The organism is uncultured Maricaulis sp. (assembly GCF_905480005.1).
Lineage (GTDB): Bacteria > Pseudomonadota > Alphaproteobacteria > Caulobacterales > Maricaulaceae > Maricaulis.
Genome location: NZ_CAJQOO010000122.1, coordinates 26,078 through 40,616 on the forward strand (window position 1 = coordinate 26,078; position 14,539 = coordinate 40,616).

At 63.5% G+C, this 14,539-nt stretch carries 16 protein-coding genes; 10 read left to right on the forward strand and 6 right to left on the reverse strand.

What is annotated here, in order from left to right:
* Positions 1-63 precede the first annotated feature (63 nt).
* A complete protein-coding gene (locus tag QZ266_RS10705; RefSeq protein WP_295694994.1) occupies positions 64-2,091 on the reverse strand; it encodes a transglycosylase domain-containing protein in 2,028 nt (675 codons plus the stop codon).
* Positions 2,092-2,222: 131 nt separating this feature from the next.
* On the opposite strand from QZ266_RS10705, the gene QZ266_RS10710 reads away from it, so the two are divergent.
* Positions 2,223-2,402, forward strand: coding sequence for a hypothetical protein (locus QZ266_RS10710; protein ID WP_295694996.1), 180 nt, complete (start codon positions 2,223-2,225; stop codon positions 2,400-2,402).
* On the opposite strand, the gene QZ266_RS10715 is transcribed toward QZ266_RS10710, so the two are convergent.
* Positions 2,390-4,264: a sodium:proton antiporter gene (locus QZ266_RS10715; protein ID WP_295694998.1), complete on the reverse strand. Its 1,875-nt coding sequence runs from the start codon at positions 4,262-4,264 to the stop codon at positions 2,390-2,392. The genes QZ266_RS10710 and QZ266_RS10715 overlap by 13 nt on opposite strands.
* Before the next feature lie 65 nt (positions 4,265-4,329).
* Between QZ266_RS10715 and QZ266_RS10720 the strand changes: the two genes are divergently transcribed.
* A complete protein-coding gene (locus QZ266_RS10720; protein WP_295694999.1) occupies positions 4,330-4,587 on the forward strand; it encodes a hypothetical protein in 258 nt (85 codons plus the stop codon).
* Here QZ266_RS10720 and QZ266_RS10725 read toward each other — a convergent pair.
* The gene (locus tag QZ266_RS10725) at positions 4,584-5,114 is read right to left on the reverse strand and encodes a hypothetical protein (RefSeq protein ID WP_295695001.1); all 531 of its coding nucleotides are present in this window, start codon (positions 5,112-5,114) and stop codon (positions 4,584-4,586) included. The genes QZ266_RS10720 and QZ266_RS10725 overlap by 4 nt on opposite strands.
* 62 nt (positions 5,115-5,176) lie before the next feature.
* On the opposite strand from QZ266_RS10725, the gene QZ266_RS10730 reads away from it, so the two are divergent.
* The gene (locus QZ266_RS10730) at positions 5,177-6,172 is read left to right on the forward strand and encodes a glycerophosphodiester phosphodiesterase family protein (protein WP_295695003.1); all 996 of its coding nucleotides are present in this window, start codon (positions 5,177-5,179) and stop codon (positions 6,170-6,172) included.
* 97 nt (positions 6,173-6,269) lie between these two features.
* Here QZ266_RS10730 and QZ266_RS10735 read toward each other — a convergent pair whose 3' ends face one another.
* A complete protein-coding gene (locus QZ266_RS10735; RefSeq protein ID WP_295695005.1) occupies positions 6,270-6,482 on the reverse strand; it encodes a cold-shock protein in 213 nt (70 codons plus the stop codon).
* Between the two features lie 291 nt (positions 6,483-6,773).
* On the opposite strand from QZ266_RS10735, the gene QZ266_RS10740 reads away from it, so the two are divergent.
* The 6 genes from QZ266_RS10740 to QZ266_RS10765 all read left to right on the forward strand — a co-directional run bounded on the left by QZ266_RS10740 (position 6,774) and on the right by QZ266_RS10765 (position 11,560).
* On the forward strand, positions 6,774-7,361 hold the full coding sequence (locus tag QZ266_RS10740) for a hypothetical protein (protein ID WP_295695007.1): 588 nt from the start codon (positions 6,774-6,776) through the stop codon (positions 7,359-7,361).
* A complete protein-coding gene (locus tag QZ266_RS10745) occupies positions 7,358-7,669 on the forward strand; it encodes a hypothetical protein (RefSeq protein WP_295695009.1) in 312 nt (103 codons plus the stop codon). Before QZ266_RS10740 ends, QZ266_RS10745 begins: the two co-directional genes overlap by 4 nt.
* A gap of 311 nt (positions 7,670-7,980) precedes the next feature.
* Positions 7,981-9,000, forward strand: coding sequence for an aspartate-semialdehyde dehydrogenase (locus QZ266_RS10750; protein WP_295695011.1), 1,020 nt, complete (start codon positions 7,981-7,983; stop codon positions 8,998-9,000).
* Positions 9,001-9,103: 103 nt separating this feature from the next.
* Complete coding sequence (gene rarD / locus QZ266_RS10755) at positions 9,104-10,012, forward strand: EamA family transporter RarD (RefSeq protein WP_295695013.1); 909 nt, start codon at positions 9,104-9,106, stop codon at positions 10,010-10,012.
* A 106-nt stretch (positions 10,013-10,118) separates the two neighbouring features.
* Positions 10,119-11,078: an alpha/beta hydrolase gene (locus tag QZ266_RS10760; RefSeq protein ID WP_295695015.1), complete on the forward strand. Its 960-nt coding sequence runs from the start codon at positions 10,119-10,121 to the stop codon at positions 11,076-11,078.
* A gap of 80 nt (positions 11,079-11,158) precedes the next feature.
* Positions 11,159-11,560: a hypothetical protein gene (locus QZ266_RS10765; protein WP_295695016.1), complete on the forward strand. Its 402-nt coding sequence runs from the start codon at positions 11,159-11,161 to the stop codon at positions 11,558-11,560.
* A 13-nt stretch (positions 11,561-11,573) separates the two neighbouring features.
* Here the strand turns inward: QZ266_RS10765 and QZ266_RS10770 are convergent, their stop codons facing one another.
* Complete coding sequence (locus QZ266_RS10770; protein ID WP_295695018.1) at positions 11,574-12,713, reverse strand: serine hydrolase domain-containing protein; 1,140 nt, start codon at positions 12,711-12,713, stop codon at positions 11,574-11,576.
* A 41-nt stretch (positions 12,714-12,754) separates the two neighbouring features.
* The gene (locus tag QZ266_RS10775) at positions 12,755-13,621 is read right to left on the reverse strand and encodes a PfkB family carbohydrate kinase (protein ID WP_295695020.1); all 867 of its coding nucleotides are present in this window, start codon (positions 13,619-13,621) and stop codon (positions 12,755-12,757) included.
* 45 nt (positions 13,622-13,666) lie between these two features.
* Here QZ266_RS10775 and QZ266_RS10780 point away from each other — a divergent pair, with 45 nt between their 5' ends.
* A complete protein-coding gene (locus tag QZ266_RS10780) occupies positions 13,667-14,515 on the forward strand; it encodes a CoA ester lyase (RefSeq protein ID WP_295695022.1) in 849 nt (282 codons plus the stop codon).
* Positions 14,516-14,539: the final 24 nt, after the last annotated feature.

Below are 14,539 nucleotides of genomic sequence, written 5' to 3' on the forward strand. Positions count from 1 at the left end.
GAGTTTAACACCACGGCAGCGACACGTCCTTGAAACAGTGTGGCTCTTTGGGGGGATTTTGGGTCAGTCGCGTCCCCCCAAACCGGCGAGGAATGCACCGATGGGGTCTTCGCCACTGTCCGTGTCAGTCTCCGCATTCGTCGCGGGCGCATCGGATGTGGCTTCGGGTGATGGGTCCAGGCTTGCCGCGAGGATGTCGGCGAGTGCATCAGGAGCGGCAATCGGCGCCGCGCCGAGGCCGTGACGCGGGGCGTTTTGCAGATAGGCCTGGAATATCCGCGCCGGCGGACCGCCGCCCGTGGCCCGTTCAGTGGGCGAATTATCGTCATTGCCGGTCCAGACGACCGTCACCAGCTCGCTGTTGAATCCGGCGAACCAGGCGTCCCTGAAATCATTGGTGGTCCCGGTTTTGCCGCCAATCGTCAGTCCGGACACTGCCGCGCGGCGACCCGTGCCCTGACGGACATTGGTCAAAAACAGATCACGCATGCGCTGGCCCGTGCGCGCGTCCAGCACCAGCTCACCCCCGGCGGGCGCGGCGGCGTAGACGAGGTCACCGTCGGCGCTTTCAATCCGGTCAATGCCATAGGCCGAGGCCCGCAGACCGCCATTGGCGAAGGGCGCATAGGAGGAGGCGAGTTCCAGCGGCGTCACCTCGAACACGCCGAGCGCCAGCGAGCGATCGACCCGCATCGGGCTCTCAATGCCCAGTCGGCGCGCCAGACGGGCGACATGACCACGGCCGGTCTCCTCGGCAATCTGGACGGCGATGGAATTGGACGAGCGGATGAAACCCTCGCGCAAGCTCATCTCACCCCGATACTCGTCATTATAGTTCTGCGGTGCCCAGTCCCCGATCCGTACGGGGGCGTCATTGCGCCGGTCTTCCGGTGTCAGCCCCGCTTCGAAAGCCGAAGCGTAGACAAAGGGCTTGAAGGCGGAACCCGGCTGGCGCTGGGCCAGGACAGCGCGATTGAATTGCGACCGGGCATAGGAGCGCCCGCCGACCATCGCGCGCACGGCGCCATCATGCGCCAGGGAGACCAATGCGCCCTCGCCGGCACCGGCTGCCAGGTCATCATCGTCCAGTATAGTGCTGAGCGCCCGCTCGGCGGCGCGTTGGGCATCAACATCCAGCGTGGTGTGCACGACCAGGTCGCCATGATCGAGGCCGGCAATGCCGCGCACCTGTTCCGCGGCCCAGTCGACGAAATACTGGGCGCCCTGGCTCGAGGCGCCGCGTGAAACCCGGATCGGGGTCGAGGCGGCGTCAATCCGTTCGGCGTCGGTAATCCGGCCGGTCTGGGCCATCAGATCAAGCACGACGGTTGCCCGCGCCGCGGCGCGCTGGGCGTCATTGACCGGACTGTAGCGGGAGGGCGCCTTGAGCAGGCCGGCAAGCAGGGCCGCTTCACCCAGACCCAGTTCGCTGGCCGGACGGGAGAAATAGCGCAGGGATGCCGCCTCGACGCCATAGGCGCCGCCGCCGAAATAGACGCGGTTCAGATAGAGCTCGAGAATCTCGTCCTTGCTGAAACGGCTTTCCAGCCAGAAGGCCAGCATCATTTCCTGGACCTTCCGGCGGAGGGTCCGTTCAGGGGACAGGAACAGGTTCTTGGCCAATTGCTGGGTCAGCGTCGACCCGCCCTGGACCACACGGCCGGCGCGCAGATTGGCGACCATGGCGCGGCCAAGACCGATCACATCAATCCCGGGATGGCTGTAGAAGCGACGATCCTCCACCGCGAGGACCGCATCGACGAGATAGGGCGGCAGCTCGTCGATCGTTACTTCATGCCCGTGAGCCGAGCCGCGTCGTGCGATCAGGGCGCCATCCTGGTCAAGAAAGGTGATTGTGGCCGTGCGTTCGACCGCTTCCAGGCCGCTTGTGTCCGGGAGGTCGCGCGCGATCGAGACCAGCAAGCCACCGATGAAGAGTGAGGCGATGATGACAAGGCAGGCCGCGATGCGGAACCAGGGAAAGCCTCCGCCGCTCTTGCGCTTTCGCCGGGGCGAACGCCTTTGACCGCGCGATGGCGCTGCCGAGCGGGCGCGCTGCGCCGCCTGAGATTTTCTGGGCCGGCGGGCCATGCTCGATCCTTGTCGCAAAACCGGGAGTTTTATCTGCGCGCAGCAGGGTTAATTCCCCATGAAGGCACGCCCCTAAAAGCTTGCACTGGAACAAGCCTGACGGCACGATATGGCCGAAGAGGGGCCTCATCATGTCAGTCAAGCGTTCACTTCTTGTCCTCGCCGTGCTTCTGGGCGCAGCCAGCCTGTCCGGCTGTATTGCTATCTATGAAGGCACGGATGCGGTCTGCCCGCACGGCGACCCCAATGCCGACAACTGGCCCTATTGCGGCGGGGCCCCGCCCGGCGGGTCACAGCCCTACGACGACTGATCGTCAGGCCTGTTGTCCGGTGCGTCCGCCTCTGGCGGTCCAAAACGGATCAGGATCGTTCCCGGCTGGCTGGGTGCCTCGCGGCCCGAGCCCAGCAGATGGAAACTGCCATTGAGCATGCGCGCCATGACCAGATCCGGACTTTCACCGGCGTCCTCGAGATAGGTTTCGAGCGGATAGGTGTCGGACAATTTGGTGTTGCGAAACCGCCACCCCTGCCACCAGTCCCGTGCAAGGCTGTCATAGCCGCGCCCGCGCCGGATCAGCGTGCGGCCACGCGCTGTGAAGGCAATCGCTCGCGGATCATCCTCCACCTTCTCGGCGTCCACAGGCCCGTCAAAGCCGGACAGCTGGAACACCCGGCTACGGCCCATGTCCGGCCCGTATTCGATACAGACCAGGGCGTTGTAGGCATCATTGGGAGAAACGGCGAGCAGGGCCGAGAAACGGGCGGGCTCCAGCCGGTGATCAGCGACCTCCGACAGGACTTCGCCATAATGGACATCGTGCCCGGCCAGACGCGCGGCCCGCAGCCGCCGCCAGCTGGTATCGGCGATCGTGACCGGTACCTCGGCCTTCTTCAACGCATCCGCGAGGCCGAGACTCCAGGGGTTCGCGCCGACGAGAAGAAGACGCTCGGGGCCCGACTGGGACAGACCCAGAAGCTTGGCCAGCGGTGAGACCGCAAACCCGCACCCGAAAACACTGATGAAGATGGTCACGAAGACCAGCGGGGCGAGAATGGCCGCATCCTCGCGCCCGACCTCGACAAGGCTGGCCGCGAGATGGCCCGCCGCCGCCGCCGCAACGACACCGCGCGGGCCGATAATGCCGATAAAGGCGGTCTCTTTCAGATTGAGGCCGGACCCCCAGGTCGCGAGCACGACCGAGATCGGCCGGGCCACCAGGATGAAGACGCCGACGAAGGCCAGATGCCAGCCATTGAGCGCCAGCAAGTCGCCCGGGGCGAGATCGGCCGCCAGCACAACGAAAACACTGGCGACAAGGATGGAGGCAATTCCTTCCTTGAAGCGACGCATTTCCTCGATCGAGGCCAGCCGCGAATTCGCCACCACGAGGCCAAACAGGGTCACGGCAACAAGCCCGGTCTCACTGGCCAGCGCGTCGGCGACAGAAAAGCAGACCAGGACAGCCGCGAGAATGAGCGGCGCCTTCATGGGTTCCGGTACCCAGCCGCGCCGGAAAGCGCGCGAAAGGCCGGTTCCGAAGGCGAAGCCGAGCGCCGCGCCGATCAGCGCGCCCAGCCCAAGCGCCATGCCGGCCTGGATCCAGTCCTGGCCCAGTGCGGTCTGGCGGATGGCTTCAAAGACAAAGACGGCCGACAACGCACCGATCGGATCATTGACGATACCTTCCCACTTCAGCACCGAAGCGATCCGGCCGGGCAATTTGGCCTGGCGCAGGAGGGGCAGGACAACGGTCGGACCGGTCGTGGTCAAAAGGGCCCCGATCATGGCGGAAATGTCCCAGGCGAGACCTGCCACATAATGCAGGGCGAGGACCGCGCCGGCCCATCCGAGCGGATAGCCGAGAAAGACCATGCGCCGTACCGGACCGGAGGCATCGCGCAGCTCGCGGAAATTCAGGGTGATCCCGCCCTCAAAGAGAATGACGGCCACGGCCAGGGCAATCATGGGGCGCAGATAATCACCGAAAACGGCGCTGGGATGGACCAGGGGCGCGCCGGCGGCGAAGGCCCAGATCGGCCCCAGGATAAGGCCTGCCCCCATCATCAGGACGATGGAGGGCCAGCGCAGGCGCCAGGCCAGCCATTGGGCAGCAACACCTGAACCGGCGATGAGCGCGATAGTCAGGGTGAGGTCAGGTCCGGTCTCTATCATGGCGATCCTGTTAGCGCGTTTCGTTCCATTCGTCGCCCGGAGGCGACAGACCTGGGGAGGCAAAAATGGACACCCTGCCGCAAGAGGCCCAACTGGCCGTGACATCCTTCATCGCCGCCATGCTGATCGGCGGCCCTGTCGCCCTGATCGGGGCCGGCAATGCCTTTGCCATCGCCCGCTGGACCGGGGCATTCATGCTGCGTCGCCGGCTGGCGTCCAGCGCCCTTCTGGGCCTGGTCGGCGGCGCTGGCGTGTTCGGATCCGGCCTGTTTGGCAGTCCGGGACTGGATATCGCCGCACTGATCGGTCAGGCCTTCGCCTAGAGCGAGCCCTCGTCGGAGTGAACCAGATCGAACCCGATCGTGCGACCGCCATAATCGCCGTTCTCGTAGAGATCGGCCTGGTCGTTGAACCAGGCAATCAGATGCGCCTGCAAGCGCTCGAACACGATCGTCAGCGCCGACTCGCCAAGCGGCAGCTCCAGATCGAAAACCGGACCATTGGCGATCGCGATCTCGACATGATGGCCCTTCTTCGCACAGGACAGGACGAGACGCGTCCAGTCACCCGTGCGCGAGACTTTCACTGCCAGTCCGAAACTGATGACGCCAAGCGGCAAGAAGCCCTTGCCCGACACCGAAAAAGCGCCGGACCGGTGCGGTTGCGGTGACCACGCACCTTCCGGCGGGACCAGGTGGACGCACACCTTGTCACCCGACCCGAGAAAGCGGCAGAATCCGGTCGAGACATTCTCGGCCACCGAACGGATCACCGCATAATTGTCCAGCGAGCACACCCCATAGCGCTCCGCCGCATCGGCAAGCTCGTCAAACCGGCTCTTGTCGCGCATTTGTCACTCCCGTGCGATACCGGCTCAGGCTAGAGTGCAATTCAGCAAAGCGGGAGGGGGCGATGCGACAAATCTTTCTGGGGATTGGGATTCTTGTCGGGCTCGCAGCCTGTACACCGGCTGCAGAAGGCCCGCAGCCGCATGTCTGGACCACGCTCGACGGCCAGCCACCCCTGGTCATCGCTCATCGCGGCGCATCGGGTGACCGGCCGGAACACACGCTGGAAGCCTTCAGACTCGCGATCTCCCAGGGCGCCGATGTGATCGAACCGGATCTCGTCATGACCGCCGACGGCGTTCTGGTCGTACGCCATGATCACTATCTCTCCACGACAACCAATATCGCCGACCTTCCCGAATACGCGGACCGGCGACGCACCCAGGGCGATCGCGAGGATTGGTGGGTCGAGGACTTCACCCTGGCCGAAATCCGCGCCTTGCGCGCCCGCCAGCCCTGGCCGCAGCGGGATGCCAGCTACAATGACCAATTCCTGATCCCGACATTCGAGGAGGTTCTGGACCTCGCGGCCGAGCACAATGTTCGCACCGAACCCGAGGTGAAGGCGCCGGGCCATTTCACTGCCATCGGCCTCGACCCCTTGCCGGTTCTGGTCGAAATCCTGCGTGCCCGCGGTCTCGATACGGCCGACGCGCCGACTGCGATCCAGTGTTTCGAGCCGGACTTTCTCGCCCGCCTCAACGGTGAGGTCGAAACCCGGCTTCTGATGCTGGTTTTCCCGATGATCGAGCTGGATACGGAAGCCGACCCGCTTACCCCGACAGTCTCACTGGAAGATGCCGCGACCTTCGCGGACGGGGTCGGACCCTCCAAGGCCCTGCTGATCTCTGCGGACGGGGACGATACCGGCTTCGTGACGCGCGCCCACGCGCTGGGCCTGGCCGTTCATCCCTGGACTTTCCGTGATGATGTTCCGGTTTCCGAGGACATGGATATCGACGCCGAGCTGCAGCGTATCTATGCCCTCGGCGTGGATGGCGTCTTCACGGACTTTCCCGCAACGGCAGTGCAGGTTCGCGACGCCATGAGCGACGGCTGATCCCGACCGGACAAAGAATCCCGTCTGGACAAAGAAAAACGGCGCGGAGCCTGAGCTCCGCGCCGTTTCCCGTAGATCTTGCGATCCCTGAACTGCCTTAGTCGGCCAGCTGCAGGTCAACCGCCTTCGGACCCTTGCCGCGACGATCCGGCTCGGTTTCGAAAGAGACTTTCTGGCCATCTTCCAGACCCGGCAGACCAGAAGCCTGGACAGCCGAGATGTGCACGAAGACGTCATCGCCGCCCTCGTCCGGGGTGATGAAGCCAAAGCCTTTGCTTTGGTTGAAGAATTTAACGACACCTGTAGCCATTAGAGGGAACCTTCCCAGTATGCATGCCCCGCGTCCGGACAAAAAATAAAGTCAGTACCAGCGTCCTGATACCGGTAATACGGACGTAGAAAGTCGGGGAAGGCTGAAGTCTCTGGGCCCGATGGGACCCTGCCAGAAAGGCAGGCACCGGGTAGGCGATCAGTTTTCCGTCCGGCCAGTTCGGCCGCCCGTTGCCAAACTTATGCGCATGAAATCGCGCCCAACGCAAATGAAACTCCTGTGGCGCAACGCGATTGGAGCGCCATAATCGGGATCGGGGAGACCGTGTCCATGACCGAGCATGACCGCAATCAATACGCCCTGTCTTTCGGCGCCGTCGCGATGTCGGCCATTGCGCTCCTGTTCGCCTTCCTGGAATTGCAATCGTCTGATCGTCAACTCGACGCCTCGGTCTGGCCCTATGTCGACACCACTTTCACCCTCAATTCCGAAGCCGGGAGCCTGACCCTGTCCAACAAGGGGCTTGGGCCGGCCCTCATTCATGAATTCCGGGTCCTGTATGAGGGCGAGCTCGTCCGTCATCCGATGGAATTGCCACAATTTGCCGAGCTCGTCGGGGATTACTCCGTGACCACGGCATCCGTGCCGAGCTCGGTCCTGTCGGTCGGTGAGGATCTGGTTGTGTTCGAAGTGCGCGGCGATGATGCTGGCGAGCGCATGCAGTCCGCGTTGCGCGGCCTGGAGCTGGAAATCTGCTATTGCTCACTGAATGGCGCTTGCTGGAGCAATGCCTCCGAGGTCAATTTCCGTGAGCCCGTGGAGGCCTGCGCGGTGCAGGATGTCGACATTGACGATGCGCTGGATGTCCTCCGGGATATCCACTCGCCCGCGGACCAGACACAGGAGAATGAGGGATGAGTCGACGCCGCTTTCTCGAACGCACGCGCCGCAATCGCGAAGAACAATCCCGGGCCGGTCGCAGCTTCAACCCGGCGACGATGATCCGGCTCGCCTTCTTCGGCGTTGCCATCGTGGTCGCAGCCGCTGTCTATATCGGTTTCTGGCGACAGGGCGAGACGATCTATGACGGCCCCTGGGGCCTGCTGCAGCGTCTGATCACACCGCTCTTCCTCGGCATCAATGCCCTGGAGCTGATTGTCATTGCGCTCGGTGGACTGGTTGCCTGGCGTATCTGGCTGCAGATGAAACGGCCACGCCAGCCCTGAAAATCGAACCTGGGCAGTGTTTGAATCGCGGATGCTATCCGGGGCGCGTTTCGACCCTTGCTGGCAGGCCGCAAGACAACCGCGAACAAGGCCAAACAGTCCAGGGCGTCGCCGAAAGGCAATCCGGGTATCATCGTCCATCGCGGGCATCGCCGCGCCTGAACCCGCTGCAAGATTGGAAATTTTTGCCCGGCTTAGCCAGAAGAACGGCGCCATACCGCAAAATCAGCCTAGCCAGTGCCCTGATGCGGGTTTATGTGCACCCGATCGGCATGGATAAACCCTTGGGCAAGTGAAAGGTCATCACGCAAATGGGCGTCAAGATAGCAGTATTCGGAGCGACCGGAGCCGTGGGCAAGGAGATGCTCACCATCCTCGCGGAGCGCCTTTTCCCGGCAGATAAAGTCCATGCCCTGGCCAGCCGAAAGTCCATGGGTGTCGAACTGTCCTATGGCGACAGCACGCTCCGCTGCCAGAATGCAGAAAGTTTCGACTTCTCCAGCGTCGATCTGGTCCTGATGTCGGCCGGCGGTGATGTGTCCAGGGAATGGGCGCCGAAAATCGCCAAGGCGGGTGCCATCGTGGTCGACAATTCCTCGGCCTGGCGCATGGACCCGGATGTCCCGCTGGTCGTGCCCGAGGTCAATCTGGACGCGCTGGACGGCGTGACGAAAAAACGCATCATCGCCAATCCGAATTGCTCGACCATCCAGCTCGTCGTGGCCCTGAAGCCGATCCATGACCGGGTCGGCATCAAGCGCGTCAATTGCGCCACCTATCAATCGGTGTCCGGCGCCGGACAGGCGGGCATGGATGAGTTGTGGACGCAGACGAAGGGCATTTTCGTCAATGACAGCGTCGACCCGCAGGCCTTCACCAAGCAGATCGCCTTCAATGTCATCCCCCATATCGACACCTTCATGGAAGACGGTTCCACCAAGGAAGAGTGGAAGATGATGGTGGAGACGAAGAAGATCCTGGACACCAGGATCAAGCTCTTCGCCACCTGCGCCCGCGTTCCGGTCTTTGTGGGTCACTCCATCGCGGCACATCTCGAACTGGACGCCCCGATGTCCTCCGGCGAAGCCCGCGACCTGTTGCGCGAGAGCCCGGGCCTGATGGTGATCGACAAGCGCGAGGACGAAGGCTACGTGACCCCGGTCGAATGCGTTGGCGAGTTCGCCACCTTCGTTTCCCGCGTTCGCGAGGACCCGACCGTCGATAACGGTCTGGCGCTGTGGATCGTCTCCGACAATTTGCGCAAGGGTGCGGCCCTCAACGCCGTACAGATCGCAGAAGGCCTGCTCAACAAGGGGCTGATCGGCAGCTGAGCCGGCAGGCCGGCAGACGCAGACCTGTCATGCGCAAGAAGCGGGTCGTCATCGACATGCGGGCACCCTATGTGCGATGGACGACGTCGACCGAGGAGCCCGCATGTCCACCGAGACTTCGACTGATACGCGGCGTGCCCTCGCGGCGGGCCTTTCCGGCTATCTCATCTGGGGCATTTCCCCCTTCTTCTTCCAGGCCCTCAGCTTTGCCGGCGCGATCGAGATCATCCTCCATCGTGTGGTCTGGGCTGTGCCGCTTCTGGCGGCCTCGCTGCTCGTTTCCGGTCGACTGAGGACCGCCCTGGGCGTCCTCGCGGACCGCCGGACCCTGCTGACACTGCTCGCGACCTCGGCGCTGATTTCGGTGAATTGGTGGGGCTTCATCTTTGCGGTGAATACCGGCCAGGTTCTGCAGGCTTCACTGGGCTATTACATCAATCCGCTGATGAGTATCGCCGTCGGTGTGGTCATTCTTCGCGAGCCGCTCGGGCCGTGGCGGATTGCGGCCATCTCGCTGGCCGCCCTTGGTGTCGCCAACCAGATTCTCACCGTGGGCGAAGTTCCGTGGATTTCCCTGATGCTGGCGACGAGCTTCACGGCCTATGGCTATCTGCGCAAGGTGGCCGCGGTGGACGGCCGCGTCGGGCTGTTATGGGAAACACTTTTCCTTCTGCCCTTTGCGATCATCGGCCTGATCTGGATGCAAGCCTCTGGGGTCGGACATTTCCTCGAATCCCCGATCCAGGCCGCGCTGCTGATCGCGGCCGGCGCCGTCACTGTCGTGCCGCTTCTGCTCTATACGATCGGCGTGCGCGGCCTGCGTCTGTCGACCATGGGGCTGATGCAATTCCTCGCGCCTTCCATCCAGTTCGGGATTGGCGTGATGAGCGGCGAACCCTTCGCGACCGGCCACATGATCACCTTCGCGCTGATCTGGTCAGGCGTGGCCTGTTTCGCCTGGAGCCAGATCCGTCGCGACCGCAAGCAGGACGCGCTGCCCGGGGATGTCTGAACCGGCTGCCTCGCGCTTGACCCATGCCGGTCCCTGCTTTCTCCTGCCCGCCAACCCGCAATGATCTGATCCCGCTCACCGATCGGGATCGAGACGAGGCTGTTCCATGACTGATTTCCCGACACCGCAACGGATCGCCACCAACGGCATAGAGATTTCCGTGCATCTGGCAGGCCCCGAGACCGGGCAGGCTTTGCTGCTGGTCCATGGCTGGCCCGAGCTGGCCTATTCCTGGAAGAACCAGATCAGCGTGCTCGCCAATGCCGGCTATCGGGTTATCGCGCCCGACCTTCGCGGCTTTGGTGGCTCGGACTGTCCCGGCGGTGTCGACGCCTACGACATTGACACAATGATTGCCGACCTCACCGGACTGCTCGATGCGCTGGGCCATGACAAGGCTGTCTGGATCGGTCACGACTGGGGCGGGATCATAACCTGGCACGCAGCCATGCTGGCGGCCGACCGGTTTGACGGCGTGATCGGGGTCAATACGCCCCACCTGCCGCGGGGAGCCCAGCCGCCGACCGAGGCCTTCCGGGAAATTGGCGGAGAGGACCACTATATCCTGCGCTTCCAGGAGCCCGGCTATGCGGAAGGCGTGTTCGAGGGCAAGGAAGATGAGTTCTTCGCCTTTATCTTCGGCAGCCCGCCCAAAATCGGCAAGCTCGAGGATTATTTCCCCGACATCACCCATATCCCCGCCCAGTTCGAGCGCTTCAATGGCCGTCCGGAAAAGCGGATCGTGGTGAAGCCGGAGGACCGGGCCGTCTATGCCGAGGCCTATCGCAAGACCGGCTTCGCGCCCGGCATCAATCTCTACCGGAATTTCGACGCCAACTGGCAGCGCATGGGCGGTGTCGACCACCGCCTCTCATTGCCCTGCCTGATGATCTCCGCCGAGCTCGACTTCATGCTGCCGCCGAAACTGGCCGGGTGGATGCCGGCCTTGTGCAAGGACAGCGAGTTCGCCGTGATCGAAGGCTGCGGCCACTGGACAATGTGGGAAGCTCCGGACGAATTGAACGCCTATCTTCTGGAATGGCTCGAACGCCGCTTTCCGGCCTGATCACAGCAAGATGAGAAGATATCTGGCGCACTGGGCAAGGAACATGTCTAGACTACACGCCTGCACTTCCGGGGAGCCGTATGGGCAAGGCACACTGGACACTCCATCGTGATCTCAAAGTCGCCGAACTCGTCTTCGGTGCCGATACATCGATGTTGAATTTGCGCCATTCCATTGCGGAATTACCGGGCATTCCGGGCTGGCAGTCGGACTTCGATTTGTTGTTGATCATTGGCGACTTTGCCACGCTCGAGACCTTCACCCCGGCAGCGATGAATGATCACCAGACCTTCATGCGGGGCTGGAATGAGCGCTACCGCGCCGGCCACTCACCAAAGACCGCGCTGGTCTGTGCCGATGATCTCAAGCGGATCATCCCCGAACTCTGGTCCGCCATGACGCGGGAAGGGTGGAAGACGAGGATCGCCGTCTTCACGACCCGACCGGAAGCGCTGGAATGGCTGGCAGAAGACGGCACATGACCACGACAGCCGATTAAAGACAGCCGTAAACCGCCTCGATGATCCGGACGGGCCGCGGGTCACCGGCGAGATAATGGTGCTGGCGGTTCATGACATAGGCGCCGGTCAGATTGCGCACCGGATCGGCGAAGGCGCAGGATCCGCCCCAGCCGGAATGACCGACGGTTTCCGGGGTCGGTCCGTAAAAGCCCGGCGATACATTGCGCATGATACCGGCACCCCATGAGAGGTCGAAAGGCAGGACCTTGTCCGGGCCATGGACGCGTTCCTTGACCAGCGCGGCGAGGGTCGCCTCGGAAATAAAGCGCTTGCCCTCCAGCTTTCCGCCATCAGCGTAAGCCGTCATCAGACGGGCGAGCGAGCGCGCGGTGGCATGAGCGTTGGCGGCAGGGAATTCGGCCTTGCGCCATTCCGTTGCACCGCGGCGCCCGGGCGAGGACCAGGGCTTGAGAAAGGCCAGTTGGCGCGCCGTGTTCAGCTCACCGAGATCCGGGACCTGTCGCGGCATGGCGTGCTCGGCCGTGCGCTCATGCTCGCTCTCGGGCAGGCCGACATGGAAGTCGATGCCGCGCGGACCACAAACCTCCTCGCGCAGGATCGCGCCGATGGAGCGGCCATCGGTCCGGCGGGCGAGCGCATCGGCGATGAAGCCGAACGTGACCGGGTGATAGCCCGATCCTGTCCCCAGCTCCCAGAGCGGGACCTGCCGCGCCAGCCTGTCTTCGATCTTTGCCGCATCGAACCAGTCGCCGGCATCCATCTCCTCGGCAATGCCGGACAGGCCCGCCTGGTGGGACAGGGCCTCGGCCACCGTCACTGCGGATTTGCCGCCCGCACCAAATTCCGGCCAGTAATCAGCCACCGGCGCGTCATAGCGCAGGAGCCCCCGGTCCACGAGGCGGGCCAGGACCAGCGCCGCGATAGCCTTGCCGGTGGAATAGACCGGAACCAGCGTATCGGCGGTCCAGTCCTGCGACTTCCTGCGGTCTGCCCAACCGGCATGGATGTCGACCACCATCTCGCCATCCAGGCTGAGGGCGAAACCGGCGCCGATCTCGTCCTGATCTTTCCAGTTGGCAAGGAAGGCATCGGCCACTGGTTCGAAACCGGCGGCAACATGTCCATGGAGGGCGGGCAAAATCTCGGTGCTCATGAGGAACTGGCTAACGCGCGCCGCGGCAGCGATCAAGCGGGCTAAACTGCCTCGGCTTCGAGCGTGACCAAGGGTGAGGTCAGCACATCCGCTGCCGCGACCACCGGGAGTTCAGGCGCAGACCATTCATGCGCCCTCATGACGAGACTGACCGTCATCGCCACGGATTGCTCCAGAGCCGTGCGGGCGTCAACCCCGGCGAGCAAGCGATTGATAAAGGCCGCGGTGAGGGCATCGCCCGTGCCGTTCGGCGCCTTGGGCAGTCGGTCATGGGTCACCAGCCAGGCCTGTTCGGAGTCGACGTAGAGCACGCCGATCTGTCCATGACGCGGCAGGGACGAGACCAGGACTGGCCGCTCCATCGCCCGCGCCGCCCGCACCATCGAGGCCAGGTCGGTCAAGGGCCGGCCGGTGATATGGCCCAGCTCGAACAGGTTCGGCGTGACCAGGTCCGCGCGGGTGATCAGTTGATCCTTGATGGCAGCCGCGATCGCCGGCGATACATACAATCCGCCCGGCGAGTCGCCCATGATTGGATCTACCACGATGATGGGCGCCGGCAGGGCCGCCTTGACGCCCTTGTTCATGCGCCGCCCCTTGCGCACGACATCGATCACCGAGGCGGTATCGAAAACCTGACCGACATCGGCAAAATAGCCCGCCAGCACGATATCGGTGATGTCGAGCAGACCCTGATCGGCAATACCGCTGAGAACGCTCTCGAACTGGTCCTGCTCCACCGGACCACCGCCGGGCTCACCCCAGCCGGGGTGCCGCCCGAAGAGAACGGTCGGCACCAGCATGGTGTCGATACGGGCTGAATTGAGCACGCGCTGGGAGACCCCGCCTCCGACCATGGAGGCGGCCACATGACTGGAAAGGATCAGCGCCATCGGCATGGAAAACATGCTATATCCAAAACCTCACCGAGCAGAAGCCCCGGAAACGACTTGATGCGCCGACTGATCCGTTCAGCCCTCTTTGTGCCGGCCTCCAAGCCTCGCGCCATCGAAAAGGCCGCCCATGTCGGCGCCGACCTGCTTATCCTTGACCTGGAAGATGCCGTCGGCCCGGAAGAAAAGACCGATGCGCGCACCGTGGTCGAGAACGCCCTGCACAGCTGGGAATCATCGGGCGCGGTCCGGGCCGTGCGGATCAATGCCCTCGAGACAGAGTGGGGCGCGGCCGATCTGCGCAGCGCGGCCAGGGCCGATGCCGTCATCCTTCCCAAGGTCGAACAAGTGGGCGACCTACACGCCGCCCGGTCGGCCTTGAGCTCGCACGGGTCCTCGATTCCGATCTGGGCGATGATCGAGACGCCGCGTGCTGTCCTGGCTCTCAATGCGATCGCCAGCGCCGTGGGGACAGGGCTCGCCGGACTGATCGCCGGCACCAATGATCTCAGCAAGGAATTGCACTGCTCACTCGAGCATGAACGCCTCGCCCTGGTGCCGCACCTGGTGAATATGGTCTGCGCCGCCCGGTCACGGGGCCTTTATGTCCTTGATGGCGTTTACAATCATTTCCGCGACCCCAAGGGGTTTCGGGCCGAGGCCGAACAAGGGCGGGCGCTGGGTTTTGACGGCAAGACCCTGATCCACCCCGGGCAGGTGGATCTGGCGCATCTCTATTTCGGGCCGACCTCGCGGGATCTCGAGCAGGCCGCCAAGGTCGTCGCCGCCTTCGCGGACCCGGAAAACGCGGGAAAGGGTGTGATATCGCTGGAGGGCAACATGGTCGAACGGCTCCACCTGGAAGCCGCGCGCGCACTGCTTTCAACCGCCAGCGAAAATGATTCCTGATTGCATAAATGCAGAAGAAACGCA

Excerpts from the sequence above, each read along its gene's own strand:
- QZ266_RS10705 (WP_295694994.1), bottom strand. The coding sequence starts at position 2,091 with ATGGCCCGCCGGCCCAGAAAATCTCAGGCGGCGCAGCGCGCCCGCTCG.
- QZ266_RS10710 (WP_295694996.1), top strand. The coding sequence starts at position 2,223 with ATGTCAGTCAAGCGTTCACTTCTTGTCCTCGCCGTGCTTCTGGGCGCA.
- QZ266_RS10715 (WP_295694998.1), bottom strand. The coding sequence starts at position 4,264 with ATGATAGAGACCGGACCTGACCTCACCCTGACTATCGCGCTCATCGCC.
- QZ266_RS10720 (WP_295694999.1), top strand. The coding sequence starts at position 4,330 with ATGGACACCCTGCCGCAAGAGGCCCAACTGGCCGTGACATCCTTCATC.
- QZ266_RS10725 (WP_295695001.1), bottom strand. The coding sequence starts at position 5,114 with ATGCGCGACAAGAGCCGGTTTGACGAGCTTGCCGATGCGGCGGAGCGC.
- QZ266_RS10730 (WP_295695003.1), top strand. The coding sequence starts at position 5,177 with ATGCGACAAATCTTTCTGGGGATTGGGATTCTTGTCGGGCTCGCAGCC.
- QZ266_RS10735 (WP_295695005.1), bottom strand. The coding sequence starts at position 6,482 with ATGGCTACAGGTGTCGTTAAATTCTTCAACCAAAGCAAAGGCTTTGGC.
- QZ266_RS10740 (WP_295695007.1), top strand. The coding sequence starts at position 6,774 with ATGACCGAGCATGACCGCAATCAATACGCCCTGTCTTTCGGCGCCGTC.
- QZ266_RS10745 (WP_295695009.1), top strand. The coding sequence starts at position 7,358 with ATGAGTCGACGCCGCTTTCTCGAACGCACGCGCCGCAATCGCGAAGAA.
- QZ266_RS10750 (WP_295695011.1), top strand. The coding sequence starts at position 7,981 with ATGGGCGTCAAGATAGCAGTATTCGGAGCGACCGGAGCCGTGGGCAAG.
- rarD (WP_295695013.1), top strand. The coding sequence starts at position 9,104 with ATGTCCACCGAGACTTCGACTGATACGCGGCGTGCCCTCGCGGCGGGC.
- QZ266_RS10760 (WP_295695015.1), top strand. The coding sequence starts at position 10,119 with ATGACTGATTTCCCGACACCGCAACGGATCGCCACCAACGGCATAGAG.
- QZ266_RS10765 (WP_295695016.1), top strand. The coding sequence starts at position 11,159 with ATGGGCAAGGCACACTGGACACTCCATCGTGATCTCAAAGTCGCCGAA.
- QZ266_RS10770 (WP_295695018.1), bottom strand. The coding sequence starts at position 12,713 with ATGAGCACCGAGATTTTGCCCGCCCTCCATGGACATGTTGCCGCCGGT.
- QZ266_RS10775 (WP_295695020.1), bottom strand. The coding sequence starts at position 13,621 with ATGTTTTCCATGCCGATGGCGCTGATCCTTTCCAGTCATGTGGCCGCC.
- QZ266_RS10780 (WP_295695022.1), top strand. The coding sequence starts at position 13,667 with ATGCGCCGACTGATCCGTTCAGCCCTCTTTGTGCCGGCCTCCAAGCCT.